General features: G+C 68.4%; 20 protein-coding genes. 11 read left to right on the top strand and 9 right to left on the bottom strand.

The annotated features are described in order from the left end of the window. Positions 1-83: 83 nt before the first annotated feature. Together NNJEOMEG_RS01495 and NNJEOMEG_RS01490 are read right to left on the bottom strand one after the other, a co-directional pair. Complete coding sequence (locus tag NNJEOMEG_RS01495) at positions 84-584, bottom strand: cyclic nucleotide-binding domain-containing protein (protein ID WP_173080588.1); 501 nt, start codon at positions 582-584, stop codon at positions 84-86. Between the two features lie 44 nt (positions 585-628). Continuing rightward, entirely contained in the window at positions 629-2,311 is a 1,683-nt protein-coding gene (locus NNJEOMEG_RS01490; protein ID WP_173080585.1) for a long-chain-fatty-acid--CoA ligase, read from the bottom strand. Positions 2,312-2,630: 319 nt separating this feature from the next. Between NNJEOMEG_RS01490 and NNJEOMEG_RS01485 the strand changes: the two genes are divergently transcribed. The 4 genes from NNJEOMEG_RS01485 (at position 2,631) to recQ (ending at position 7,182) form a co-directional block, all read left to right on the top strand. After that, positions 2,631-3,602, top strand: a complete 972-nt coding sequence (locus NNJEOMEG_RS01485; protein ID WP_173080583.1) for a deoxyhypusine synthase family protein — start codon at positions 2,631-2,633, stop codon at positions 3,600-3,602. 203 nt (positions 3,603-3,805) lie between these two features. Next, positions 3,806-4,558, top strand: a complete 753-nt coding sequence (locus tag NNJEOMEG_RS01480) for a uracil-DNA glycosylase family protein (RefSeq protein ID WP_173080581.1) — start codon at positions 3,806-3,808, stop codon at positions 4,556-4,558. Positions 4,559-4,637: 79 nt separating this feature from the next. Then, complete coding sequence (locus NNJEOMEG_RS01475) at positions 4,638-4,880, top strand: helix-turn-helix domain-containing protein (RefSeq protein ID WP_235956788.1); 243 nt, start codon at positions 4,638-4,640, stop codon at positions 4,878-4,880. A gap of 148 nt (positions 4,881-5,028) precedes the next feature. Next, positions 5,029-7,182: a DNA helicase RecQ gene (recQ, locus tag NNJEOMEG_RS01470; RefSeq protein ID WP_173080577.1), complete on the top strand. Its 2,154-nt coding sequence runs from the start codon at positions 5,029-5,031 to the stop codon at positions 7,180-7,182. Between the two features lie 138 nt (positions 7,183-7,320). Here the strand turns inward: recQ and NNJEOMEG_RS01465 are convergent, their stop codons facing one another. After that, positions 7,321-8,463 carry a GGDEF domain-containing protein gene (locus NNJEOMEG_RS01465; RefSeq protein WP_173080575.1) on the bottom strand — a complete coding sequence of 381 codons (1,143 nt, stop codon included), beginning with the start codon at positions 8,461-8,463 and terminating at the stop codon, positions 7,321-7,323. A gap of 299 nt (positions 8,464-8,762) precedes the next feature. Between NNJEOMEG_RS01465 and NNJEOMEG_RS01460 the strand changes: the two genes are divergently transcribed. Then, entirely contained in the window at positions 8,763-9,302 is a 540-nt protein-coding gene (locus NNJEOMEG_RS01460; RefSeq protein WP_173080573.1) for a type 1 glutamine amidotransferase domain-containing protein, read from the top strand. A 262-nt stretch (positions 9,303-9,564) separates the two neighbouring features. Here the strand turns inward: NNJEOMEG_RS01460 and NNJEOMEG_RS01455 are convergent, their stop codons facing one another. From NNJEOMEG_RS01455 to NNJEOMEG_RS01445, 3 genes are read right to left on the bottom strand one after another with little or no spacing between them, the layout of a single operon-like run. Continuing rightward, positions 9,565-10,413, bottom strand: coding sequence for a L,D-transpeptidase family protein (locus tag NNJEOMEG_RS01455; RefSeq protein WP_173080571.1), 849 nt, complete (start codon positions 10,411-10,413; stop codon positions 9,565-9,567). Further along, a complete protein-coding gene (locus NNJEOMEG_RS01450) occupies positions 10,410-12,071 on the bottom strand; it encodes an AMP-binding protein (protein WP_173080569.1) in 1,662 nt (553 codons plus the stop codon). Before NNJEOMEG_RS01450 ends, NNJEOMEG_RS01455 begins: the two co-directional genes overlap by 4 nt. An 8-nt stretch (positions 12,072-12,079) precedes the next feature. Then, positions 12,080-12,658 (bottom strand): helix-turn-helix domain-containing protein, encoded by a 579-nt coding sequence (locus tag NNJEOMEG_RS01445; RefSeq protein WP_173080567.1) that lies wholly within the window; start codon positions 12,656-12,658, stop codon positions 12,080-12,082. Between the two features lie 250 nt (positions 12,659-12,908). Between NNJEOMEG_RS01445 and NNJEOMEG_RS01440 the strand changes: the two genes are divergently transcribed. From NNJEOMEG_RS01440 to NNJEOMEG_RS21085, 6 genes are read left to right on the top strand one after another with little or no spacing between them, the layout of a single operon-like run. Beyond that, on the top strand, positions 12,909-15,827 hold the full coding sequence (locus NNJEOMEG_RS01440; protein WP_173080565.1) for a response regulator: 2,919 nt from the start codon (positions 12,909-12,911) through the stop codon (positions 15,825-15,827). Between the two features lie 28 nt (positions 15,828-15,855). Further along, positions 15,856-16,119 carry a 4Fe-4S dicluster domain-containing protein gene (locus tag NNJEOMEG_RS01435; protein ID WP_173080563.1) on the top strand — a complete coding sequence of 88 codons (264 nt, stop codon included), beginning with the start codon at positions 15,856-15,858 and terminating at the stop codon, positions 16,117-16,119. After that, complete coding sequence (locus NNJEOMEG_RS01430) at positions 16,116-17,264, top strand: 2-oxoacid:acceptor oxidoreductase subunit alpha (RefSeq protein WP_173080561.1); 1,149 nt, start codon at positions 16,116-16,118, stop codon at positions 17,262-17,264. The genes NNJEOMEG_RS01435 and NNJEOMEG_RS01430 overlap by 4 nt, the downstream gene beginning before the upstream one ends. Before the next feature lies 1 nt (position 17,265). After that, positions 17,266-18,078 (top strand): 2-oxoacid:ferredoxin oxidoreductase subunit beta, encoded by an 813-nt coding sequence (locus tag NNJEOMEG_RS01425; RefSeq protein WP_173080559.1) that lies wholly within the window; start codon positions 17,266-17,268, stop codon positions 18,076-18,078. Between the two features lie 12 nt (positions 18,079-18,090). Further along, a complete protein-coding gene (locus NNJEOMEG_RS01420) occupies positions 18,091-18,633 on the top strand; it encodes a 2-oxoacid:acceptor oxidoreductase family protein (protein ID WP_173080557.1) in 543 nt (180 codons plus the stop codon). Positions 18,634-18,647: 14 nt separating this feature from the next. Further along, positions 18,648-19,658 (top strand): acyl-CoA thioesterase, encoded by a 1,011-nt coding sequence (locus NNJEOMEG_RS21085; RefSeq protein WP_308464626.1) that lies wholly within the window; start codon positions 18,648-18,650, stop codon positions 19,656-19,658. Here NNJEOMEG_RS21085 and NNJEOMEG_RS01405 read toward each other — a convergent pair. From NNJEOMEG_RS01405 to nuoL, 3 genes are read right to left on the bottom strand one after another with little or no spacing between them, the layout of a single operon-like run. Continuing rightward, complete coding sequence (locus NNJEOMEG_RS01405) at positions 19,655-21,055, bottom strand: NADH-quinone oxidoreductase subunit N (RefSeq protein ID WP_173080555.1); 1,401 nt, start codon at positions 21,053-21,055, stop codon at positions 19,655-19,657. The genes NNJEOMEG_RS21085 and NNJEOMEG_RS01405 overlap by 4 nt on opposite strands. 10 nt (positions 21,056-21,065) lie before the next feature. Then, positions 21,066-22,511: a complex I subunit 4 family protein gene (locus NNJEOMEG_RS01400; protein ID WP_173080553.1), complete on the bottom strand. Its 1,446-nt coding sequence runs from the start codon at positions 22,509-22,511 to the stop codon at positions 21,066-21,068. 18 nt (positions 22,512-22,529) lie between these two features. Further along, the gene (gene nuoL / locus NNJEOMEG_RS01395; protein WP_173080551.1) at positions 22,530-24,395 is read right to left on the bottom strand and encodes an NADH-quinone oxidoreductase subunit L; all 1,866 of its coding nucleotides are present in this window, start codon (positions 24,393-24,395) and stop codon (positions 22,530-22,532) included. Between the last annotated feature and the right edge of the window lie 3 nt (positions 24,396-24,398).

Below are 24,398 nucleotides of genomic sequence, written 5' to 3'. Positions count from 1 at the left end.
GGACGGTTTTCAGGCGGCACGGGAGCGCCGGTTCCCGGAGAGGGAGCCCGCTGCCAGCGTCCGCACTGCCGATGCGAGTGCTTCTACAAGTATTCCACAAGCTTCACGCTGGTGTTGCGCAGCCGGAAGCTCATGAGCCGGGCGATGTTGGTGGTCACCTTGAGGGCGAGCTTCAGGTCCTTGGCGCAGAGGCGTTCGTAGTTCACCCGGGAGAGCACCAGGAGGCTCACGCCGTCCAGGGCGCGGGCGGTGGCGGAGCGGGGCGGCCCCTCGATGAGGGCCAGTTCGCCGAAGGCGCGGCCGGGGCCGATGCGCACCAGACACTTGGGCTTGTGCTCGGGGGAGGTGTCCTTTTTGGTGATCTCGATGGAGCCTTCCAGGATGATGGCCATGGAGTCGTCGGGGTCGCCCTCGGCGAACACCACCGAACCCCGTTCGTGCCGGGTCAGGCGCAGGTAGCGGCAGAGCCGTTTGACGTCGTCCTCGGAGAAGTCCTTGGCCCAGGTGGAGCCGTCGACCATCTCCAGGAGCTTGGGGCCCACGTCCGGGTCGTGGAAGAGGTCTTCGGTCGTCTCGTAATCCATGGGCGTCCTCCGCCCGCGACCATGCCACAGGAACGCGCGATGCGCTAGCCGGGCTTTTGCTCCCCGGGGCGGTCGCGAAGCACGCGCCTGAGCACCTTGCCCACGAAGGTCTTGGGTAGTTCGTCCAGGAATTCGACGTATTTGGGCGTCTTGTAGGCGGCGAGCTTCTCGCGGCACCAGGCCAGCACCTCGGCGCGCGTGAGCCCCGAGCCTGGAACGGGCACCACGTAGGCCTTGACCACCTCGCCGCGCGTGCGGTGGGGCACGCCCACGGCGGCCACGTCGGCTATCTTGGGGTGGGCGTGGAGCACTTCCTCGATCTCGCGGGGGTAGATGTTGTAGCCGCCGGAGATGATCATGTCCTTCTTGCGGTCCACGATGAAGAAGTAGCCGTCCTGATCCATCACGGCCACGTCGCCGGTGTGCAGCCAGCCGTCGCGGAGCACTTCGTCGGTGTCCCGGGGGCGGTTCCAGTAGCCCGCCATCACCTGGGGGCCTTTCACCAGCAGCTCGCCGGGCGCGCCGGGGGGCACGTCCTTTCCGGGGTCGGCTGTGTCCACGATGCGGGCCATGGTGTCCGGGAAGGGCAGGCCTATGGAGCCCTCCTTGCGATTGCCCACCAGGGGGTTGATGTGCGTGAAGGGCGAGGCCTCGGTGAGTCCGTAGCCCTCCACGAGCTCCGCCTCGGTCACCTCCGCGAAGCGGCGTTGCAGCTCGATGGGCAGCGGCGCGGAGCCGCTGATGCAGAAACGCACGGATTTGAGGTCGTAGCGGGGCAAATCCTTCTGCTGCATGAGCGCCATGTACACCGAGGGCGTGCCGGGGAACACCGTGGGCTTGTTGTTGTGGATGGCCTTGAGGGTGTCCAGGGGGTCGAAACGGGGCAGGGGGATGATGGTGGCCCCGCAGTCCGTGGCGAAGTTCACGTTCACCATGAGGCCGTAGATGTGGAAGAAAGGGAGGAGCCCCAGGAAGACCTCGGGCGACTCTCCGATGGAATAGAGGATGGAGCGGGCCTGCTGGATGTTCACCGAGAGGTTGCGGTGGGTGAGCATCACGCCCTTGGCCAGGCCCGTGGTGCCCCCGGTGTACTGGAGCATGGCCAGGTCGCGCGCGGGGTCCTCGCCGGGATCGAAGAGGGGGGCGCGGGCCAGGGTGGGTTCCCAGGCGAGCACGCGGCTGCCGTCCAGGTCCAGGGGGGGCAGCTTGCCCTCGCGCCAGGCCTTGAGGCGGTAGAGCCAATTGAGCGGAAAGCCCAGCGCGCCGCTGACCCGAGTGACCAGGATGCGTTCCAGCTTCGACCCCCGCAGCAGCCGGGAGTGCCGGGCCAGCAGGAGGTCCAGCACCACCAGGACCTTGGCCCCGGAGTCCTCCAGGATGTGGGTGAGTTCCGTCTCCATGTAGAGGGGGTTTACGAACACCACCGTGGCCCCGGCGTAGAGCGCCCCCCAGTAGCTGACGAGGGTCTGGGGCAGGTTGGGCAGCATGATGGCCACGCGGTCGCCGGGGGCGACGCCCAGGCCGCGCAGCCCCGCGGCGAAGCGCCCGGCGCGCTGGCGCAGTTGGGCGTAGGTGCAGCGCCAGTTGCGGAAGGCGATGGCCGTTCGGTCGGGCCAGGTGTGGGCGGCGCGGTCCAGGATGGCCGTGAGGGGTTCGAGGCGGTAGTCCACGCTGGGGGGCACGTGGGGGTCGTAGTGGTCCAGCCAGGGAGCTTCGGTGTCGGTCATGGCGGGGTGTTCTCTGTCTGATGGATGTTTCGACCCTCTTACTACATCCCGCGTTTCGGGACAATGACGGGCGCTCCGCCTGTTGAAAAACGGCCCAGGAAAGGGCGTCGGCGGGCTTTACGCGACGCTTGGTTGTCTGGTATGGGCAATGCTCTTAGGCGACGCCATGCACGCCCGCTACCGGCCGGAGTCCGGCAGGAGCCCGGCGCGCGAGCGCCCATTCCGCAGGCGAACAGACCACTTTCAGAAACGCAATCCATTTCGCACCACCGGACGCGCGCCCCGCGCGCGGCGTCCCGAGCGCGGCACAGGAGCGGCTATGACCACCATTTCCCAATTCATGGACCACAATTTCCGGCACTTCAACGCCCGCGAGACGCTGGACGCCGCCAAAGCCTGGAAAGACCTGCTCGACGGCGGGGGCCAGATGTTTCTGACCATGGCCGGCGCCATGAGCACCTGCGAGATCGGCATCATCCTTTCGCGCATGATCCGCGAGGGCAAGGTGCACACCATCTGCTGCACGGCGGCCAACCTTGAGGAGGACCTGTTCAACCTCTTCAACCACAACGAATACAAGATGGTCCCCAACTACCGGGACCTCTCGCCCGAGGCCGAGAAGGAGCTCTACGACGCGGGCTTCAACCGCGTCACGGACACCTGCATCCCCGAGGGCGTGCTGCGCCAGGTGCAGCGCGACATCGCCAAGCTGTGGAAGAAGGCGGCCGACGAGGGCAAGCCCAAGTTCCCCTACGAGTTCATCTACGACCTGCTGGACCAGCCCGGCATCGAGAAGCTGTTCCAGGTTCCTGCGGAGCATTCGTGGGTGCTGGCGGCCAAGGAAATGGGCGTGACCATCTACACGCCCGGCTGGGAAGACTGCACGCTGGGCAACATCTTCGTCTCCGAGGTGATGAGCGGCAACGTGAAGAGCCACGGGGCCATCCGCCACGGCACGGAGCAGATGGAGCACCTGGCCAAGTGGTACATCGAGATGGGCAAGAAGAAAACGCCCATCGGCTTCTTCCAGATCGGCGGCGGCATCGCGGGCGACTTCCCCATCTGCGTGGTGCCCATGCTCATCCAGGACCTGGAGCTGGAAGACACGCCGTTCTGGGCCTACTTCTGCCAGATCAGCGACTCCACCACGAGCTACGGCTCCTACTCCGGCGCGGTGCCCAACGAGAAGATCACCTGGGGCAAGCTGGACATCCACACGCCCAAGTTCATGATCAATTCCGACGCGGCCATCGTGGCCCCGCTGATCTTCAGCTACGTGCTGGGGGAGTAGGCGCGCGGAGGAAAGAGCGCGCGGCGGCCGGTCAGCGGCCGAGATGAAAGACGGATAAGATGATGAAGGCCGCCCCCGTGAGGGGACGGCCTTTTATACTTTTGTCGAACATTGGCATTTTATTGTTTGTCATTTCCTTTGGTTGTGCTTTGGTGAGAAACGTCGCGTATCCGTGTCGGTTAGGCTTGCCAGGGAGGTTAGTCGTGTCTTTCGATATCAGGAACATGAAAGGTTTTGCTGGGCGTGTCGCAAATTGCCCCGGTTGTGGAGATGGCACGCAAGTTGATGGAATAAACTCTTTCGCGGTATATTACGAAGATAGGGACGTTGAGCGGCCGCGTTTCATGATGGTAATGCAGAACCCTGGTGGTACTAAAGGTGTGGCCGTGTCGGATGAAGGAAAGGATCTGGCACAAGTTGGCTCCAGTGAAGAATTTGTTGCCATGACTCGAAAATATTTGTCGAAGTGGCTAAAGAAGAGCAATAGATCTTTTTCAGAGTCGTTTTTTGGAATTTTAAAAAAGTATAAATTGATAAGTTACGACAATCTCGACAATTATTTAGATTGTGACTTTTACAATCATTTTTTGGTTACAGATTTGGTGAAGTGTAGGGTGGCGACAAGGGATGTCGATGATAAGAGAGGTGATTTGTGCGGCGAGAGGTTTCTGCGGACAGAGATTGAAAAGGCTAAGAATGTTGATCTCATTTTTTCGTTCAGCACGAGGACATGGCGGTATATGAAGGGGGCATATCTTGCCAGTCAAGGTGTTCTGCCAACGGTTGTTCAGGCACATGGCCGTTTGTATAGGATGGATGGGTGCGGCAAGTGTATAATTCCTTTGGCGCACTTCAGTAGGACGATGTTGCAAAAATATTTGCGCTTAAGCTATTATCAATATTTTGAAGAAGGTGTTTGTGACTATGCTATTCTTAGGGGAATAAATAGTCGGTGAGTACGACCCCTGCGATCCGTCTAGCAAAATGCTCGAAGCCGCCCTCGAAACTGCCCGCGATCTTCACGCGGCGGGCGTCATGAAAAAGACCACCCTGCGCCAGATCGAGGAACTCTGCTTGCCGCCCCGGCGCGAGTTCGCACCTGCCGAGATCAAGCGCATCCGCACGGCCAACAACCTGAGCCAGGCCGTGTTCGCCCGCTATCTCTGCGTCGGCGCTTCCACCGTGCAACAGTGGGAGCAGGGGCACAAGAAACCGGCGGGCGCGGCCTCGCGTCTCCTGGACGTCATCGACCGCAAGGGGCTGCAAGCGCTTACCTGACGCGGCGTCAGCCACGGGCTGCCCTCTTCCGCGCGGAAATCGGCGACGGCAAAGCTTCCCCGCCCCCCTCCCCCCACCTTGCGCCCCGCCCCGTTGTCGTGTATCGCATGACCGTCAAGCCATGCGTGATTCCCCCAATAATCAATCCATGTCCTACGATACTTCCAGCGTCCTGCCCGTCTTGCGCCGGGTCTTCGGGTTCAGCGCCTTCCGGCCGGGCCAGGATGCGGTGGTCGCGGCCGCGTTGGCGGGGGAGGACGTGCTGGCGGTGATGCCCACGGGCAGCGGCAAGTCGCTCTGTTATCAGCTGCCCGCGCTGACCGGGGGAGGGCTCACCGTGGTCGTCTCGCCGCTCATCGCCCTCATGACGGATCAGGTGAGCCAGTTGCGGGCGTTGGGCGTGGCCGCCTATGCGCTCAACTCGGGCCAGAGCGCCGCCGAGAACTCACAGGCCCTGCGCGCGGCGCGCTCAGGCGAAGCCCGGCTCCTCTACGTGGCCCCCGAGCGCCTGCTGCGGGGCAACACGCTCGAACTGCTGCAGGGCTGCGCCGTCCGGCGTCTGGTGGTGGACGAGGCCCACTGCGTGTCGCAATGGGGCCACGACTTCCGGCCGGAATACCTGGAGCTGCGCCACGCCGCCCAGGCCTTCGGAGACGTGCAGCTCCTGGCCTTCACCGCCACGGCCGACGAGGCCACGCGCGCGGACATCGCGGCGCGCCTCTTCTCCAGGCCGCCGCGCGTGTTCGTGCACGGCTTCGACCGCCCCAACATCCGCCTGGCCATGGCCCCCAAGGACAACGCCCGCCGCCAGGTGCTCGATTTCGTCGCCAAGCACCCGGGCGAAAGCGGCATCGTCTACTGCGCCACGCGCAGGGAGACCGAACGCTTCGCAGAGGCGCTCTCCGAGAGCGGCCGGGACGCGCTGCCCTACCACGCGGGCATGGAGCAGGCCCAGCGCCGCGAAAACCAGACCCGCTTTCAGCAGGAGGACGGCGTGGTGATGGCCGCCACCATCGCCTTCGGCATGGGCATCGACAAGCCCGACGTGCGCTTCGTCTGCCACGCCAGCATGCCCAAGAGCATCGAGGCCTACTACCAGGAGATCGGCCGCGCCGGGCGCGACGGCCTGCCCGCCGACACCCTGACCCTCTACGGCCTGGACGACATCCGCCTCCGGCGCGCCCAGATCGCGGAAAGCGAGGCCGGGGAAGACCAGAAGCGCATCGAAACGCACCGCCTGGGCGCGCTCATCGCCCTGTGCGAGACGCCGCGCTGCCGCCGCCAGACCCTGCTGGCCTATTTCGGCGAGGAGGCCCCGCCATGCGGCAACTGCGACGTGTGCCAAAGCGGCTGCGTGGCGCGCGACGGCACCATCGACGCCCAGAAGGCCATGTCCGCCATGGTGCGCACCGGCGAGCGCTTCGGCATGGAGCACCTGGTGAACATCCTGCTCGGCAAGCGCACCGACGCCGTGGAGCGCTGCGGCCACCACGCCCTGCCAACCTTCGGGGTCGGCAAGGACGTGGACGCCCGATACTGGCGCGCCGTCTTCCGGCAGCTGATGGGCTCGGGCCTGGCCACGCTCGACATCGTGAACCACGGCTGCTGGAAGGTTACGCCCAAGGGATGGGCCGTGCTGCGCGGCGCGGAGCGTGTGCGGATGCGGGGCGACCTGCTGGACGAAGCGCCCGCGCGCGGCAAGCGGGGCAGGGCGTCCGCGCGGCCGAACCCCGTGGGGCAGGTGGCGGACAAGCTGCTCACGGCCCTGAAGCTCCTGCGCACCGGCCTGGCCAAGCAGCAGGACGTGCCGGCATTCGTGATCTTCGCGGACCGGACTCTCCTGGACATGGCCGAGCGCAAGCCCACGTCGCTGGAGGATATGGCGCACATCCATGGCGTGGGCGAGAAGAAGCTCGCGCAATACGGCCAGGTGTTCCTCGATCAGGTGCGCAAACACCTGGGGCTCGGCGCGGGGGCGGGCGAGCGGCCCGTCGGAGCCGATCCGCCCCAGAGGGAGCAGGCCCCGGAGGAGGCCCCCGAAGCCAGGCCCGACCGGCGCGATCTCGACAGGGAGAGCAAGGTGGCCTCGGAGGCCGTGGTGAAAGTGCGCACGGCCCTCGCCCAGGCGGCCGACCACGGCGACTTCCTGGACCGCCTGGACGACCTGGGGCTGGAACTCAAAGTAAACGGCGGCTATCTGTCGGTCCGCGACGCGGAGACCGGCTGGCTCCTGGCCATGGTTTCCCGATCAGGCCCCCTGGGCGCTGCGATCGCCGAACGCTTCGGCTCGCGCTACGCCTGAACGGGGCGGGCACGCATCCCGTGGGCGACGAACCTCATACGGCTCCCGGGACGCCCGTTCGGTGCCGCACCGACGGCGTGCGGCCGTGCCCGGCCGCATCGTTTCGGCCAGCGTCGCGCCGGACGCGACGGTTCAAGGCTAGCCGGGCCTGTCGTTGAAGAGGTAGCCGTGGAGCAGCACGCGGCGCTCCTCCGCGGTGACCACTTCGAGGGGCATGGTGAAGTTGCACGGGCCTTCCGCCGCCTGGCATTCCCGGCGCAACACGCGCATCACGCGGCACCCCAGGTGCGTGTCGGATTCGCCTGGGTGCTCGCCCGGGACCACGATGTCCACCTCCATGCCCGGCAGGATCACCGTGGAGGACTGGCAGTGCATGCTCCGCGAGGTGACGCGCAGCACGGTGGCCGTTACGGGATTGCGGTCCGGGGCCTTGCCCGTGGCCCCGGCGTCCTTGCCCGAGAAGGAAAAGACGCAGTTGCCGGTGCGCTTGGCCTCGTCCAGGGCCTTTTCGATCCGCTCCAGCAGGGTCTTGGCGTTGATGGCGTCCTCGGGAAAACAGGCCACGCCCAGGCTCGCGGTCAGGGTCACTGGCGTGTCGTTCAGCCGGACGGGGGCGCGCTCCAGGGTTTGCCGCAGCCGTTCGGCGGCCGCCAAGGACTGGTCGCAGTTGGTTTCGGGCAGGATCAGGCCGAAGGTGTCCGTGTCGTAGCGCACGATGTGGTCGGTGTCGCGGGCAGTCTCGTCCAGGGTCCGGGCCACGGCCCTGAGGACCTCCTCGCAGCCGGGCTGACCGTGGGTTTCCGCGATCTGCCGGAAGTCGTCGAGGACGAGCATGATCAGGGAAAAACGGTGCTGGAAGCGCTTGAACCGTTCGATCTCCCGGTGGAGCGATTTCTTGAAGTAATGCCGGTTGTAGAGCCCCGTGAGCTCGTCCACGAGGCTGTCGCTTTCCTTGCGCAGCAGGAACTTCCTCTCCACGAGGATGGGGCTTCGCAGCTTGGGGTGGTGATTCTGGAAATAGTCGCAGATGGCGACACGCAGCCCCACGTCGCGCCCCTGGGCGGCGTTCAGCTTCTCCAGGTTGGAGATGATCCCTTTCCAGTACCGCAGCGAGTCCTCGACTGAAAAACGCATCCTGGTAAGGTGGTACAGGAGGTCGGCATAGGCCTGGTCCCCCTCGCCGAAACCCTCGCCGAGGTCGTTCCTGTCGATTCCCGCCTTGCGCAGGAGTTCGCGCAAGCCGATGCTCGGTGCGTCGTGGTCGTCGGGTTCTGCTTTCAAGATGGCTGCCTTCCCGGTGGAGTGTTGCGCCACCCCGGGCGGAGGACCGCGCTCGTGATGAATGCCTGCCGGACGGGCGCGCGGTGAACGCCTGGGCTCGGCAGACGAGCCTGGGCAAGGCCGACCGCCCCCGGCAAGAGTGACCTTCCATAGACGCCCAGGCGCGATTCTGGCAAGGGCGGATACAGGAGCAGCGGAAGTTGTTTCGCCGGGTTCACGCCCCCGCCCCGATCCCCTGGACCCGTCCGGCCATTCCGGGGTATGCTTTCCTCTTCATGACCCGTTCAAGGAGGAACATCATGTCCAAACCCCTCACCGGCAAGCGCATCCTCATCCAGGTGGCCGACACCTACGAAGACCTGGAACTCTGGTACCCCAAACTGCGCATGATCGAGGCCGGGGCAGAGACGGTGGTGGCCGGGCTCGACCCCGCCGGACGCCTTTACGCCGGCAAGCACACCTACCCGTGCGTTTCCGAGGCCTGCCTCAGGGATCTCGACGCGAAGGACTTCGACGCCCTCATCGTGCCCGGCGGCTTCGCCCCGGACATCCTGCGCCGCGACGCCAAGGGCATGGCCCTCACCCGCGCCTTCCACGAGGCCGGAAAGCTCGTGGCCTTCATCTGCCATGCAGGATGGGTGCCCATCTCGGCCAGGATCGTGCGCGGCTACCGCGTAACGGGCTGCGTGGCCCTCAAGGACGACCTGGAAAACGCCGGGGCCGTCTGGGAAGACGCCTCAGTGGTGGTGGACCGCAACCTCATCAGCAGCCGCCGCCCGGCCGACCTGCCCGACTTCTGCGCCGCCATCCTGGACTGGTTCGCCTTCCGCGACGGCTAGCGGCAATTTCGGGATGGCACACGGAAGCCTTGCATAGGAGATGCCAAGGAGTCAGTGGGTTTCCGCTCGCGGGAGACGAGAAAGGCGTCGACGGCGATGGCCCATGACGGGCAGGCGGGGGGCAGCGCGAGGATGAAGAGGACCGTTGCCGACCGGATGCAACCTCCCCGGATCGGCCCAGCGGGCGGGAACGACCGGAGGGCGTCGCCGTGCGACCGACCACCGCCGCCGCCCTGCCGGGCGGCGGCGCTGAGGACGCCGGTCAGGGCAGCCCGAGAGGGCGCGCGTAGGCCCTGGCCAGTCCGGCGGGCAGGGACACGAACACGGGGCGTTTGGCCGGGTCGAGCCAGGCGGCCAGCCGCTCCAGGTTCTTGAGGTCCATGGCCGTGCAGCCCGCCGTGCCGCTTTCGGGACCGCGCCACACGTGCAGGAAGATGCAGGAGCCCGCGCCGGGTCTGGCCGGGCCGGTGTTGTGCTCCACGGTAAGGCCCAGGCGGTAGAGTTCGTCCTTGCGGCGCATCTCCTCGGAAGAGCTCCAGGTCTTGGGCTTCTGGGGCGTGACTTCCACCACGGCGTTGTAGGCCGGGGAGGCCTCATCGTCCACGCATTCGTGGGCGTCGGTCATCTGGACGTAGGGCATCTTCAGGGGCCGGGCCGAGGGCGGATCGTAGCCGAAGGCGAAGCCCAGGGCGAAAACCCCGGCCGGAGCCCTGCCGTCGCCCTCGCGCTTGACGGGCCCGTCCGCGCCGGGCGCGGCGAGGCCACGGCCCCAGGCCAGGCCGTTGCGGCCCGTGACCGCCCGGATGGACGGCCCCGCCTGCTTCCAGCGGCCGCCCGGGGAGCGCTCGTAGAGGCGCACCTCGGCCTGGCTGGAGTCCCATCCCGGGGAGAGGGCCACCACGGCCTGGAGGGTCTGTTTGAAGGACGCGGCCCGCACGGGCGCGGCCGCCAGAAGCAGGCCCAGGAACAGGGCCAGGCAGCCCAGGCAGAGCCGGGCCGACAGGGCGCGTGCGCCTCCGGCGCTCCCGCGCGGGAGCAGGCCCGTTCCTGCCGCGCCGGAGCGCGCCCGGCTCGCCCCGGCGTCTGCGCGCGAGCGCGCAGCGTTCCTCACGGCACGGCCTGCGCGCCGTCGGCGAACAGGTCCACGGCCTGCTTGCGCAGCAGGAATTTCTGGATCTTGCCGCTGGCGGTCATGGGGTAGCCCTTCACGAAGGCGATGTACTTGGGGATCTTGTGCCAGGCGATCTGTCCCCGGCAGTAGTCCTGCACGTCCTCGGGGGCCATCTCCACGCCCTCCTTGAGGATGATGAAGGCCCCCACCTGCTCGCCGTACTTCGTGCTGGCCACGCCCACCACCTGCACGTCCTGGACGCCGGGCATGGTGTAGAGGAACTCCTCGATCTCGCGGGGGTAGATGTTCTCGCCGCCCCGGATGATCATGTCCTTGAGGCGTCCGGTGATGGAGAGGTAGCCGTTGTCGTCCATCACGCCCAGGTCGCCCGAGTGCAGCCAGCCCTCGGCGTCGATGGCCTTGGCCGTGGCCTCGGGGTTGTTGTAGTAGCCCTTCATCACCGAGTATCCCCGGCAGACCACCTCGCCCTGGGTCCCGGGGGGCGCGGGCAGGTTGGTCTCGGGGTCCACCACGCGCACCTCGATGCCGGGCAGACAGGCTCCCACGGAGGCGGTGCGGTAGTCGATGGGGTCGTCTGTGCGGGTCTGGGTCATCACCGGGGAGTTCTCGGTGAGGCCGTAGCAGATGGTGATCTCGGTCATGTTCATGACCTCCATCACCTTGCGCATCACGGGCACGGGGCAGGGCGATCCGGCCATGATGCCCGTGCGCAGCGACGAGTAGTCGAACTTGTTGAAGAGCTTGTGCTCCAGCACCGCGATGAACATGGTGGGCACGCCGTAGAGGGCCGTGCAGCGTTCGGTCTCGATGGAGGTCATCACCTGCACGGGGTCGAAGGTCTCCAGGAGCACCATGGTGGAGGCGTGGGAGACGCAGGCCAGCACGCCCAGCACGCAGCCGAAGCAGTGGAACAGGGGCACGGGCAGGCACACCTTGTCCAGGTGGGTGAAGCGCTGGCGCTCGCCGATCCAGAATCCGTTGTTCACCAGGTTGTGGTGGGTGAGCATGACGCCCTTGGGGAACCCCGTGGTGCCCGAGGTGTACTGCATGTTCACCACGTCGTGGGGCGAGAGCGACTCCTGGCGGGCTTTGTAGTCGGCCTCTGGGACGGTGCGGCCCAGGCCGATGATCTCGGGTATGGAGTACATGCCCCGGTGCTTCTCCTGGCCCAGGAAGAGCACGCGCTTGAGGTGCGGGAAGGTCTGGGAGACGATGCGCCCGCGCTCCTGGCCCTTGAGCTCGGGGGCCAGGTCGTAAAGGATCTGGAGGTAGTCCGAGTCGCGGTAGCCGTCGATGATGAAGATGTTCTCGGCCTCGGAGTTCTCCAGCAGATACTTGAGCTCGTTCTTCTTGTAGTTGGTGTTCACCGTGAGCAGCACCGCGCCGATGCGCGCCGTGGCGAACTGCAGCACCACCCAGTGGGGCACGTTGGTGGCCCACACGGCCACCTTTTCGCCGCGCTGAACGCCCAGGGCCATGAGGCCCTTGGCCAGCGAGTCGGCCAGGTCGGAGAACTGGCGGTAGGTGAGGTGCAGATCGCGGTCCACGTAGGCCACGGCCTTGTTGCCTGGGTGGGCGGCCACGGCCTCGTCCAGGAGCTGGCCCAGGGTTATCTCGCGCAGGGTGAAGTCTTCCATGGCGGCCCCTATGCCGGGAAGTAGAGCACGGCGTGGATGTCGGTCTGTTCCTGGCCGGCGCAGCCCACGTAGTGGGGCACGATGGAGTTGAAATAGATGCTGTCGCCAGGCCCCAGCTCGTGGCGCTCCTGGCCCAGGACCACCAGGAGCCGCCCGCGCGCCACCACGATGAACTCCTCGCCCTCGTGGGAGGAGAGGGGGTGCTCCGCGCCGGGCTCGTCGGGGCGGATCTCGATGTAGAAGGGCTCCATGTGGCGGTCGGTCTTGTGAGCGCCCAGGGAGTAGAAGCTGAAGCTGGAGCGCTTGCCGCGCGCGGCCTGCTGGGCCTGCTCGGGCGAGGAACAGGCGCAGGCGCGGGAAAGGCACACGTCGGAGCCCAGTTCGTCGTCGATGAAGGTGCCAAGGCGCGTGCCCAGGGCCAGGGCCACCTTGAGCAGGGGGCCGAGGCTGGTGGTCACCTCGCCATTCTCCAGGGCCTCCAGATAGGCCGCGTCCAGGCCCGTGCGGGCCGAAAGATCCTCGATGCCGAGCCCCTGGGCCGTCCTGCGCTTCCGGATGCGCGCGCCGCACTTGATTTCGCCGTTCATGCCCCCTCGCTTGTGCTTGACGTATGAGTTTCCGAGGCAGGCGCTTAACATTTTTGTTCCTGCGATTCCAGACGGTTTTTGCCGGTTTGTCCGGAATCGGTGCAGAATGGCTTTTCCGCTTGAACATGGTCGGCAGATGGGCCAAAGAGTGTCAGGAAGAGGCACGCGCGGTCCGTGGGACGCGCAAGCGCCCGGCCTCGTCCTGAAGTTCTGAAACAAGCCGGTATCGCAACCCAAGCGTGGACGCCGCATGGAACACGCTCCATCGCCTTCGCGAGCAACCTCCAGGCCCGTTTCGCTGCGGTTCGCCCTTACGCTGCCCTTCGTGGCCCTCATAGTGCTCAGTTGCGGGCTCGTGGGGTTCTTCTCCCTGTGGGACGGGCGCGAGGCAGTGCTCGACGTGGCCGGTCAGCTGCGCTCCGAGGTGCTCAAACGCGTGGAGGATCACCTCACGGGCTTCCTGGACCTGCCCCGCAAGCTCAACGAGGCCAACGCCCAGGCCCTGCGCGCGGGCGTGCTGGACCTCTCCGACCCCGTGCGGCGCGCCCGCTACTTCCACGGGGTGGTGGCCGCCAACCCGCGCATCGCCTACTCCTTCATCGGGCTGCCCGACGGCGAGTTCCACGGCGCGCGGCGCAACGAGGCCGGCGAGGTGGAGGTGATCCACGCCGGGCGCGACACGGGCCAGGCCTCCACCTACTTTTCCACCTCGCCCCTGGGCGACCCCCTGGAGTTCCGCGCCGCCTACCCGAATTTCGATCCCCGCGCGCGCCCCTGGTACAAGTCCGGCGTCCAGGCCGGAAAAGCCGTCTGGAGCCCGGTCTACCGCCATTTCGTGCTCAAGGACCTGACCCTCACGGCCTCCCTGCCCGTCCACGACGGCAAGGGCGGGCTGGTGGGGGTTTTCGGGGTGGACTACGCCCTGGGCAACATCCACGAGTTCCTGCGCACCATCAAGGTGGGGAACTCCGGCGAGGTGTTCCTGATGGAGCGCGGCGGGGAGCTCCTGGCCTCCAGCACCATGCCCCCCTCGCTGTTCCTTGTCCCCAAGGGCGAGGGGTTCGAGCGCCTCCGGGCCGACCAGGCCCCCAGGCCCCGCGTGGCCGCAGCCGCCCGCCGCCTGGAGGCCCTGCCCGGGGGGCTGGCCGGCATCGCGGAAGACACCACCCTGGAATTCGACATGGACGGCCAAAGCCAGTTCCTGCAGGCAACGCCCTTCACCGACCCCATGGGCGTGGACTGGCTCATCGTGGCCGTGGCCCCCGCCAGCGACTTTCTCGGGCGCATCGACGCCAACACCCGCCAGACCCTGGCGCTTATTCTGGCGGCGGCCTTCCTGGCCACGCTGGCCGGCGTGGTGCTGGCGGGCCTGCTCACCCGGCCCGTGGAGCGCCTGGCCCAGGCCGCCGACGGCCTCTCCCAGGGCCGCTGGAACCTCGACGTGAAGGCCCCCGGCGTGCGCGAACTCGACCGCCTGGCACGCGCCTTCTCGCGCATGGCCGGGCAGCTGCTCTCCTCCTTCGAGGAGCTCAGGGCCAAGGGCAACATCATCGCGGCCCAGAACCGCACCCTGGAGGAGCGCGTGGCCCGGCGCACCGCCGAACTCGCCCACCTGCACCACAGGCTGCGCGCCATCTTCGAGGCCATCCCGGGCTACATCCACGTGATCGACCGCGAATTCCGCGTGGTGGACGTGTGCGACAAGATGCTCGCGGCCGTGGGCCTCACGCGCGAGGAGGTGCTCGGGCGGCGCTGCCACGAGGTGTTCCAGGGGCTGGAATCCATCTGCGGCCACTGCGCCCTCTGCGACGATGACAGCCGCGACCGGACCTCCATCCGCCCCTCCACCCCCACGGAGGAGGGCATCCTGGGGCACGCCTTCATGGCCTATTCCGCCCCCATCCGCGACCAGCAAGGCAGTGTCTGGGGGTACATCGAGTGCCTCATGGACGTGAGCGCCCTGCGCGCCGCCGAACAGGAACTCCTTGCCGCCAAGGAACAGGCCGACGCGGCCAATCGCGCCAAGTCGGCCTTCCTGGCCAACATGAGCCACGAACTGCGCACCCCCATGAACGGCATCCTGGGCGTGCTCCAGCTTCTCAAGACCACGCCGCTCGACCAGGAGCAGTCCGGCTTCGTGGAGACCGGCGAGGCCGTGCTCAAGAACCTGCTGGGCCTCATCAACGACATCCTCGACCTCTCCAAGGTGGAGGCGGGCAAGCTCGACCTGGTGGAAAGCCGCGTGGACCTGGAGGAGACCTGCCGCTTCATGGCCGGGCTCTTCCGGGGCCAGGCCCAGGCCAAGGGCCTCGCCCTGGACTTCCACGTGGCCTCCGGCGTGCCCGGCTTCGTGTTGGCCGACGCCAGCCGCCTGCGCCAGGTGCTCTTCAACCTCATCGGCAACGCCCTCAAGTTCACCGAGAAGGGCGGCGTGCGCCTGCTGGTGGAAAGCGCGGGCCCCGCCCCCCAGGGGCGCACGCTCCTGCGCTTCACCGTGGCCGACACGGGCATAGGCATCCCTGAAGCCCGCCAGGACGACCTCTTCAAGCCCTTCGTGCAGATCGACGGCGCGCTGGACAAGAAATATCCCGGCACGGGCCTGGGGCTCTCCATCGTCAAAAGGCTGGTGGAGCTCATGGAGGGCGAGGTCACGGTGGAGAGCGAGCCCGGAAGGGGCACGCGCGTGCGCTTCGAAATCCCCGTGCTGGCCGCGCCGCCCGAAGCCCCGGGCGCATCGGCCGCGCGTCCGGAATCGGAAGGCGGAGCCGACGCCCCGGCGCGCTCCCTTGACGTGCTGCTGGTGGATGACGAGCCCGTGAACCGACGCGTGATGCAAAACCTCCTCGAAAAGCGCGGCCACCGGGTGGTGCTTGCCGAGACGGGGCTCCAGGCGCTGGAACAACTGGCTCGCCGTCCCTTCGACTGCGTGCTCATGGACGTGCAGATGCCCGGTATGGACGGCCTGGCCGCCACCCGGGCCATCCGGGCCAACGAGCGCCAGGCCTGGGACGCCAGCGTGTCCGTGATCGCCCTCACGGCGCACGCCATGGCTGGCGACCGCGAACGCTTCCTGGCCGAAGGCATGGACGACTACCTCTCCAAACCCGTGGAGCTGGAAGCGCTGGACCAGGTGCTGGGACGTGTGGCACGAAGACGCGGCCCGAGCTAGACGCCCGGCGCACCAACAAGGAAGACGCATGGCCAAGAAACTGCTCAAGGAACTGCTCATAGACCGCGCCCGGTGCAAGGGCTGCGGCATCTGCGTGCATTTCTGCCCCAAGGACGTGCTCGTGCTGGACGAGGAGGACAAGGCCGCGGCCATGTCCCTCAAGGACTGCATCGCCTGCGGCATGTGCGAACTCTACTGCCCGGACCTGGCCATCGAGGTGGTGGCCGAGGACGCTCCCCGCGCCGCCGGGGCCGCGCCCGAAACGTGTGAAACAGCCGGGAGCGCCTCATGAGCCGGGAAACCGTCTTCGTCCAGGGCAACGAGGCCTGCGTGGAGGGCGCGCTCTACGCGGGCCTGGATTTCTTCGCGGGCTACCCCATCACCCCTTCCACCGAAATCGCGGAACATCTGGCCGCGCGCCTGCCCGCCCGGGGCGGCCGGTTCATCCAGATGGAGGACGAGATCGCCTCCCTGTGCGCCATCATCGGGGCCTCCCAGGCGGGCAAGAAGGTGATGACGGCCACCAGCGGCCCGGGGTTCTCCCTGATGCAGGAGGCCTTGGGCTACGCCGTCATGGCCGAGATCCCCTGCGTGATCGCGAGCGTCATGCGCGGCGGCCCCTCCACGGGCATCCCCACCCACGTGAGCCAGGGCGACGTGAACCAGGCCCGCTGGGGCACCCACGGCGACCACGCCGTCATCTGCCTCACGGCCTCCAACCACCAGGACGTGTTCGCCATGACGGTGGAGGCCTTCAACATGGCCGAAACCTACCGCACGCCCGTGATCCTGCTCTTCGACGAAGTGGTGGGCCACATGCGCGAGAAGCTCGTGCTGCCCGTGCCCGGCGAGCTGCCCCTGACGGAGCGCCTGCGCACCCAGGTGAAGGAGGGCGTGAACTACCACCCCTACCTGCCCCGCGAGGACGGACGCCTGCCCATGTCCGATTTCGGCGGCGTGCACCGCTACAACGTCACAGGCCTCTTCCACGACATGTGGGGCTTCCCCACCGACAACCCCCGCATCGTGCGCGACCTTATGCGCCACCTCGTGGACAAGATCGAGACCAACACCGCCCAGGTCTGCAAAACCAAGGGCTTTTTCCTGGAAGACGCCGAATACGTGTTCGTCTCCTACGGCTCCTCGGCGCGCACCGTGCGTCAGGTGGTGGAGGAGCGCCGCCTCTTCGGCGAGCGCTTCGGCCTGCTGGAGCTCCAGACCCTCTGGCCCTTCCCCCAGGAGGCCGTGCGCGAGGCCTGCGCCCGGGCGCGCTGCGTGATCGTGGTGGAGATGAACCTGGGCCAGGTGGTGGACCAGGTGAAGCTCGCCGTGGACAGGTCCGACGACGTGTTCCTGGTCAACCGCTACGACGGCGTGTTCATCGCGCCAGAGGACATCATGAACCTCATGCGCCTCATCCAGGGAAAGGGGGTCTGACGTGGCCGTCAAGGATTACATCCGCTCCCGGTTCTTCCCGCACATCTGGTGTCCGGGCTGCGGCCACGGCATCGTCCTGGGCGGGCTTCTGCGCGCCGTGGACGGGCTGGGCATCCCCAAGAACGACATCGTCATGGTCTCGGGCATCGGCTGCTCGTCGCGCATCTCGGGCTATGTGGACTTCCACACCCTGCACACCCTGCACGGCCGCGCCCTGGCCTTCGCCACGGGCGTGAAACTCTCCCGCCCCGAGTTGAAGCTCATCGTGCCCATGGGCGACGGCGACGCCCTGGCCATCGGCGGCAACCACTTCATCCACGCCGCGCGGCGCAACATCGACATCACCGCCATCGTGATGAACAACCGCATCTACGGCATGACCGGCGGGCAGTTCTCGCCCCTCACCGGCCCCGGGCTCAAGGCCACCACGGCCCCCGGCGGCACCATCGACCCCATGTTCGATGTGGCCGAGCTGGCCCGCGCCGCCGGGGCCACCTTCGTGGCGCGCACCACCACCTACCACGTGCGCGAGATGTCCAAGATCCTGGCCCGGGCCATCAGCCACAAGGGATTCTCCGTGGTGGAGATCTTCAGCCAGTGCCCCACCTACTTCGGGCGCAAGAACAAGGAGGGCGGCGCGGTGGAGATGATGCGCCGCTACAAGGAAATCACCGTGCCCGTGGGCTCGCCCGACCTCCAGGACAACCCCGAACTCATCGAGCGCGGGGTCTTCGTGGACCGGCAGATGCCCGAATACTGCGAGGAATACGACAAGATCGTCCGGCAGGCCATGGAACGGGCCGCCCAGGCGTAAGGAGCGCCCCCCATGGAAACCAAACGGCTCGTGTTTTCCGGTTCCGGCGGCCAGGGCGTCATCACGGCGGCCATCATCCTGGCCGAGGCGGCGGCCCTCTTCGAGGGGCTGGAGGCCGTGCAGTCCCAGTCCTACGGCCCGGAGGCCCGGGGCGGGGCCACCCGCTCGGACGTGATCATCTCCAACCGGCCCGTGCACTACCCCAAGGTGGGCGAGCCCAACATCCTGGTGTGCCTCACCCAGGAGGCCTACAACAGGTATTCCGGGATCATCCGTCCCGGCGGGCTTCTCCTGGCCGATTCGCGCCACGTGCAGACCCGGCGCAACGTGGACGCGCGCCACGTGAGCCTGCCCATGTACAAGGAAGTGGTGAACCGACTGGCCCAGCCGGTGGTCTTCAACATCTGCGTGCTGGGGGCGCTGCTGGGGCTCACGGAGCTGGTGCATGTGGCGGCCCTGATGAGCTCCCTGGAGAAGCGCCTGCCGCCGCGCCTGCTGCCCGTGAACCGCCAGGCCCTGGAGCTGGGCCTGGAGCTGGGCAAGGCCGCGGTTTGAACCCTGGGGCGTTCGTGAAGCATCCCCGCGACTGCGAGACGGTCATGCCCGTGCGGGTGCTGCCCCAGGACCTTGGCGCGGATGGGCGCGTCACCCCCGGGACCGTGCTGCGCGGCGTGGACCTGGCGGCGGCCATGCCCGCCATGCGCCACGCGCGCGGCCGCGTGGTCACGGTCTCCCTGGACCGCATGGACTTCTTTTGCTTCCCCCCCGTGGGACGGGCGCTGCTCTTCAAGTGCCGGGTGAACCAGGCCGGGCGTTCCTCCATGGAGGTGGGCGTGCGCGTGGAGGCCGAAGACCTGGCCACCGGGGAGGTGCGTCACACGGCCACGGCCTACGCCACCTTCGTGGCCATGGGGCCGGACGGCAAGCCCGCCGCCGTGCCGCAACTCCTCCCCGAGACGCCGGACGAAGAGCGCAGGGTGCGCGAGGCCCTGGAGCGGCGCGCGCTGCGCAAGGCCGAGCGCGGCCGGACGGCCGGTGAGCCCTTCCCTGGGGACATCGCTCCTCCGACCGGTCCCGGCCGCTCCCCCGAGGCCTCCCGCACGGACATGCCCGTGCGCATGATGCCCTGGCACGCCAACCCGGCGGGCAACGTGCACGGCGGGGTGATCCTCCTGAACATGGACCAGGCCGCCGCCATGGCCGCCATGCGCCACGCAGGGCTCGCCGTGGAGGCCGTGTCCGTGCAGGGGGTGTCCTTCCTGGCCCCGGGCCGCGTGGACGAGGTGCTCACGTTTCGCGCCTGCGTGGAACGCGCGCGGGGGCCGCTGATGGACGTGGGGGTGGAGGTGATGGCCGAGAATCTGGTGACGGGGGAATCGCGCCGCGCGGCCGAGGCCTGGATGGTCTACCGGGGGCTGGATGCGCACGGCGCGCCCGGCGACGCGCCCGCCCTGATCCCCGGCAGCGCCCAGGAACTGGAGCGCTGGCGCGAGGCCAGACGGCGCGGCGAAGCCCGCGACGCGGAACGCGCCCGGGAGCGGGACTCCCAGGCGGGAGCGCCTGCGTCGCCGGGGGATTAAGGCAGCAGCGGCAGGGCGGCCGCCGCGTCCAGCACCCAGGCCGGGGCCACGCCCAGCCAGACCATGCCCAGGGCCGAGAGCACGGCCGCGAACCAGCCCGCCGCGCCGGGGGATTCCAGCTCCGGCCTCTCGCCTCCGCCCGCTCCGTAGAGCGCGGCCAGCACCCGCAGCACGTAGAAGAGCGAGACCACGGCCGCCAGCGCGCCGATGATCGAGAGCCACAGGTAGCCCGCGCCCAGGGCGGCCTTGAACACCACCAGCTTGCTCATGAAGCCCGCCGTGGGCGGCAGACCCGCCAGCGTGACCAGGGCCAGGGCCAGCACCGCCGCCATGCCCGGGCGCTGGAAGCCCAGCCCGCGCAGTCCGTCCACCATGTCGGCGTCCTCGTCCACGGGGGAGAGCAGCCCCAGGCAGCCGAACACGGCCACGTCCATCACGCCCAGGGCGGCCGCCGCGAAGAGGGCCGGGGCCGGTCCGGCGGCCTTCACGCTCATGAGGGCCATGATCAGGAATCCAACGTGGGTCACGGAGGAGTAGGCCAGCATGCGCTTGAAGCTGGGCTGCAGCAGCGCGCCCAGGGTCCCGGCCGCCAGGGAGAGGGCCGCCGCGAACCACAGCGCGGGCTCCAGGGCGTCCCAGAGGGGGGCCTTGGCCAGGCTCAGGCGCAACAGCGCCGCGAACACCGCCACCTTGGCACCGCCCGAGAGGAAGGCCGCCACGGGAGCGGGCGCGCCCTGGTACACGTCGGGGGTCCACAGGTGCAGGGGGGCCAGCGAGAGCTTGAAGGCCAGCCCCGTGAGCACCAGGGCCAGCCCCGTCAGGGCCACCCCGTCGGTGACACGGAGGCTCGCGGCCATGTCCAGGCTGCCCGAGGCCGCGTAGAGGAATGCCACGCCCATGAAGACCATGGCCGAGGCCACCGCGCCCAGGACGAAATACTTCACCGCCGCCTCCAGGGAGCGGACCTTGTCGCGCCGCGCGGCGATGAGCACGTAGAGCGAGAGCGAGAGCGTCTCCAGGGCGATGGAGAACATCACCCAGTCGCGGGCGCAGGCCAGGAGCACCATGCCCGCCCCGGCAAGCAGCGCGAGGGCGTGGAACTCGTCGCGCTCGAACCCCCGGCGGCGGGCGTACTCCCCGGCGAAGAGCAGGGTGAGGAACGTGAGCGCGCACAGAAGCGGCGCGAAGAACCGGGCCAGGGGTCCGGTGTCCGTGAGGGCCTGGGCCGTCTCCGGAGGCAGGGCGAAGCTGGCGAAGAAGGCCGCGCCCGCGCCCGCCAGGGCCAGGCCCCGGAAGAGGCGGCCCCGGGAGGGGGCCAGCGCGCCGGCCGTGAACACGGCCAGGGCCGCGCAGGCCAGGACGATCATGGGCAGATAGCTTGCGATTGCCGGGTTCATCGAATCCCCCTCAGGACAGAAGGGCCTTGAGCGGCGTTGTGATGAGGGCCAGGGCGGTCCAGGGCGCGACGCCCAGGAAGACCACGCACGCGGCCAGGGGCGTGAGGATGAGCGCCTCGCGCGGGGACAGGTCGCGGTAGACGGGCTTGCCTTCCGAAGGGCCGAAAAGCACGCTCTGCACCAGGCGCAGCACGTAGGCCAGGGTGAGCACCAGCCCGGCGAAGGCCACCGAGGCCGTGGCGGGGGCCGTCTCGAAGGAGCCCAGCAGGATGAGCATCTCGCTCACGAAGTTGCCCAGGCCCGGCAGCCCGGCCGAGGCCAGGGCGAAGAGCAGGAAGAACCCCGAGAACAGCGGCATGGTCTTCCACAAGCCCCCGAAATGGGCCAGTTCGCGGGTGTGGGCGCGTTCGCTCAGCATGCCCACCATCACGAAGAGCGCCCCCGTGGTCAGGGCGTGGTTCACCATGAGCAGCACGGAACCCTCCAGGGCCGCAGCGCGCCACACTGCCACGCCCAGCACCACCAGCCCCATGTGCCCCACCGAGGAATAGGCCACCAGCCGCTTGGCGTCGGTCTGGGCGAAGGCCACCCAGGAGGCGTACACCAGCCCGATCACGCCCAGCACCGCCAGCACCCACCAATATTGCTCGAAGGCGTGGGGGAAGAGCGGCACGGCCCAGCGCACCAGGGCGTAGGAGCCGGTCTTCAGGAGCACCCCCGCCAGCAGGAGGCTTCCCGCCGTGGGGGCCTGGGTGTGGGCGTCGGGCAGCCAGGTGTGCACGGGCACCATGGGGGTCTTCACGCCGAAGGCCAGCACGAAGGCCGCGAAGAGCCAGGCCTGCGCGGCCGGCGCCGCCGGGGAGGCCATGAGTTGGGCCAGGGAGAAGGTCCATGCGCCGTGGGTCTGGGCGTGGTCCACGGCCAGCCAGACGGCGCCCACCAGCATGGCCAGGCCCCCGGCGATGGAGAAGAGCATGAACTTGGTGGCCGCGCGGCGCTTGTCCTCGTGGCCCCAGATGCGGATGATGAAGAACATGGGCACCATCTGCGCCTCCCAGAACACCAGGAAGAGCAGCAGGTCGCGCGCCAGGAATACTCCGGCGGCCGTGGTGGACACCGCGAAAAGCAGGGCGTGGTAGGCCCCGGCCTGCTCCCGGATTTCCTTCCAGGACACCAGCACGGCGATCACCGTGAGGAAGGACGTGAGCAGCGTGAGCGCGCCGCCCACGCCGTCCATCTCCAGGGTGTAGCGCGCGCCCAGGGCGGGGATCCAGGCCATGTCCTCCACGAGCGGCAGAGGCTGGGCCAGGGCAGCGGCCGTGAGCGCCAGATGGACCAGGGACGCCGCGAGGCTGAAGCGGCGGCAGGCCTCGGGACGCCCGGCCAGGAGCAGCGCGCCGAAGGCCCCCGCCAGGGGCAGGAAGGTGACGGCGGTGAGGAGCGGGAAGGCGTTCATGCGTCGTTCATCCTCCGGTCAGCGCGCCCAGGCGGCCAGGAAACCCAGCAGCAGGGCCAGCCCGGCCGCCAGGAGCGAGAGGTAGAGGGAGAGCCTGCCCGTGGCCAGGGGCCGCGCGCGCTCGGAGCCCCAGGCGAAGAGGCCCGCCAGGCCCGCGAGGGCGCCGTCCACCAGGCCCCGGTCCACGCCCTTCCAGAGCGCGCCCGAGAGGGCGCGGTAGGGGGCGGCGAAGCAGGCGTTGTAGAAGGCGTCCAGCCCCAGGCCGCCCCGGAAGACGCCGAACACGCCGTCCTCGCGCGCGGCCAGGGCGCGGGGCGAGGGTCTGCGCGCGGGCGCGTAGAGCAGCCAGGCCATCACCAGGCCCATGATGCCCGCCGCGGCGTCGCCCGCCTCCACCCAGAAGGCGTAGCCCGTGTGGGGCAGGGGGGCCACCCCGGGCACGCCCTGAAGGGCATGGGCCAGGGGGCCGCCGCCCACGCCCGCGCCAAGGGCCAGCACGGCCAGGGGCCAGAGCACGGCGGTCATGGGCCGGGGCAGGGTGGCCGGTTCGTGGTGCATGGGGGTGAGGGGTTTGCCCCAGAAGGCCAGGAAGAGCATGCGGAAGGTGTAGAAGGCCGTGATGAGCGCCCCCAGGCCCGCCAGCACGAAAAGCCAACCGTAGACCGGGCCGTTCTGGCCCAGCACGGCCTCCAGGATGCGGCCCTTGCTGAAGTAGCCCGAGGTGGGCGGCAGGGCGGCCAGGCAGGCGGCCCCCACGGCGAAGAGCCGGAACACCTCCGGCGAGGCCCGGCGCAGCATGGCGCCCATGTTCAGGAGGTCCTGCTCCTCGTGGAGGATCTGGATGACGCACCCGGCGGCCAGGAAGAGCAGGGCCTTGAAGAAGGCGTGGGCCAGCAGGTGGAACATGGAGCCCGTCACGTCGCCCGCGCCCAGGGCCAGGAGCATGTAGCCCACCTGGCTGATGGTGGACCATGCCAGCACGCGCTTGATGTCGCGCTGCCCCAGGGCCGCCAGGCAGCCCATGAAGGCCGTGAGCGCGCCCACGCAGGCCATGGCCAGGAGCACGTCCGGGGAGGCGGCCGCCAGGGGGAACAGGCGCATGAGCAGGTAGACCCCGGCCGTGACCATGGTGGCCGCGTGGATGAGCGCCGAAACCGGCGTGGGGCCGGCCATGGCGTCCGGCAGCCAGACCAGCAGCGGCAGCTGGGCCGACTTGCCCGTGGCCGCGAAGAGGAAGAGCAGCCCCAGCGTGGTGGCCAGCGCGGGCGAGAGCTCGGCGGCGCGGGCGTCCACGGCGTCGATGGAGAGCGAACCCACGTTGGCCACGAGCACGGCCATGGCCGCCACGAAGGCCACGTCGCCCACGCGCGTGTAGAGGAAAGCCTTCTGCCCGGCCAGCCCCCGGAAGGTCTCCTGGTTCCAGTGGCCGATGAGCGCGAAGGAGCAGTAGCCCACGCCCTCCCAGCCCAGGAAGAGGAACAGCAGGTTGTCGGCCAGGGTGATGGCCAGCATGCTGAAGACGAAGAGGTTCAGGTGGCAGAAGAAGCGCACGTAGCCCTCGTCCTCGCGCATGTAGTGCACGGCGTGGACGTGGATGATGGAGGACACGCCCGTGACCATCATGGCCATGATGAGCGAGAGCGGATCGTAGAGCACGTCGATGGACGCCGTGACGGCGCCGGCCTGGAACCAGGGGGCCAGGTGGACCACCTCGCGCCCGCCGGGGAAGAGAAACCACGCCGCCGCGGAGGCCGCGAAGGAGGCCAGCACCGCGAGGCAGGCCAGCGTCTCGCAGGTGCGCCGGGGCAGGTCGCGCCCGGCCACGGCCAGGATGATTCCGCCCAGCAGGGGCGGCGCGAGGGTGAGCAGGGCCAGGGTCTTCATGGT

Origin of the sequence: Fundidesulfovibrio magnetotacticus, from assembly GCF_013019105.1 — a bacterium.
Taxonomy (GTDB): Bacteria; Desulfobacterota; Desulfovibrionia; order Desulfovibrionales; family Desulfovibrionaceae; genus Fundidesulfovibrio; species Fundidesulfovibrio magnetotacticus.
Note: the sequence above shows the minus strand (reverse complement) of the source record. Positions and strands in the feature narration are given on the sequence as shown.

Excerpts from the sequence above, each read along its gene's own strand:
- NNJEOMEG_RS01475 (WP_235956788.1), top strand. The coding sequence starts at position 4,638 with ATGAAAAAGACCACCCTGCGCCAGATCGAGGAACTCTGCTTGCCGCCC.
- NNJEOMEG_RS01405 (WP_173080555.1), bottom strand. The coding sequence starts at position 21,055 with ATGAACCCGGCAATCGCAAGCTATCTGCCCATGATCGTCCTGGCCTGC.
- NNJEOMEG_RS01440 (WP_173080565.1), top strand. The coding sequence starts at position 12,909 with ATGGAACACGCTCCATCGCCTTCGCGAGCAACCTCCAGGCCCGTTTCG.
- NNJEOMEG_RS01495 (WP_173080588.1), bottom strand. The coding sequence starts at position 584 with ATGGATTACGAGACGACCGAAGACCTCTTCCACGACCCGGACGTGGGC.
- NNJEOMEG_RS01445 (WP_173080567.1), bottom strand. The coding sequence starts at position 12,658 with ATGAACGGCGAAATCAAGTGCGGCGCGCGCATCCGGAAGCGCAGGACG.
- NNJEOMEG_RS01450 (WP_173080569.1), bottom strand. The coding sequence starts at position 12,071 with ATGGAAGACTTCACCCTGCGCGAGATAACCCTGGGCCAGCTCCTGGAC.
- NNJEOMEG_RS01420 (WP_173080557.1), top strand. The coding sequence starts at position 18,091 with ATGGAAACCAAACGGCTCGTGTTTTCCGGTTCCGGCGGCCAGGGCGTC.
- NNJEOMEG_RS01485 (WP_173080583.1), top strand. The coding sequence starts at position 2,631 with ATGACCACCATTTCCCAATTCATGGACCACAATTTCCGGCACTTCAAC.
- NNJEOMEG_RS01460 (WP_173080573.1), top strand. The coding sequence starts at position 8,763 with ATGTCCAAACCCCTCACCGGCAAGCGCATCCTCATCCAGGTGGCCGAC.
- NNJEOMEG_RS01430 (WP_173080561.1), top strand. The coding sequence starts at position 16,116 with ATGAGCCGGGAAACCGTCTTCGTCCAGGGCAACGAGGCCTGCGTGGAG.
- nuoL (WP_173080551.1), bottom strand. The coding sequence starts at position 24,395 with ATGAAGACCCTGGCCCTGCTCACCCTCGCGCCGCCCCTGCTGGGCGGA.
- NNJEOMEG_RS01490 (WP_173080585.1), bottom strand. The coding sequence starts at position 2,311 with ATGACCGACACCGAAGCTCCCTGGCTGGACCACTACGACCCCCACGTG.
- recQ (WP_173080577.1), top strand. The coding sequence starts at position 5,029 with ATGTCCTACGATACTTCCAGCGTCCTGCCCGTCTTGCGCCGGGTCTTC.
- NNJEOMEG_RS01400 (WP_173080553.1), bottom strand. The coding sequence starts at position 22,511 with ATGAACGCCTTCCCGCTCCTCACCGCCGTCACCTTCCTGCCCCTGGCG.
- NNJEOMEG_RS01435 (WP_173080563.1), top strand. The coding sequence starts at position 15,856 with ATGGCCAAGAAACTGCTCAAGGAACTGCTCATAGACCGCGCCCGGTGC.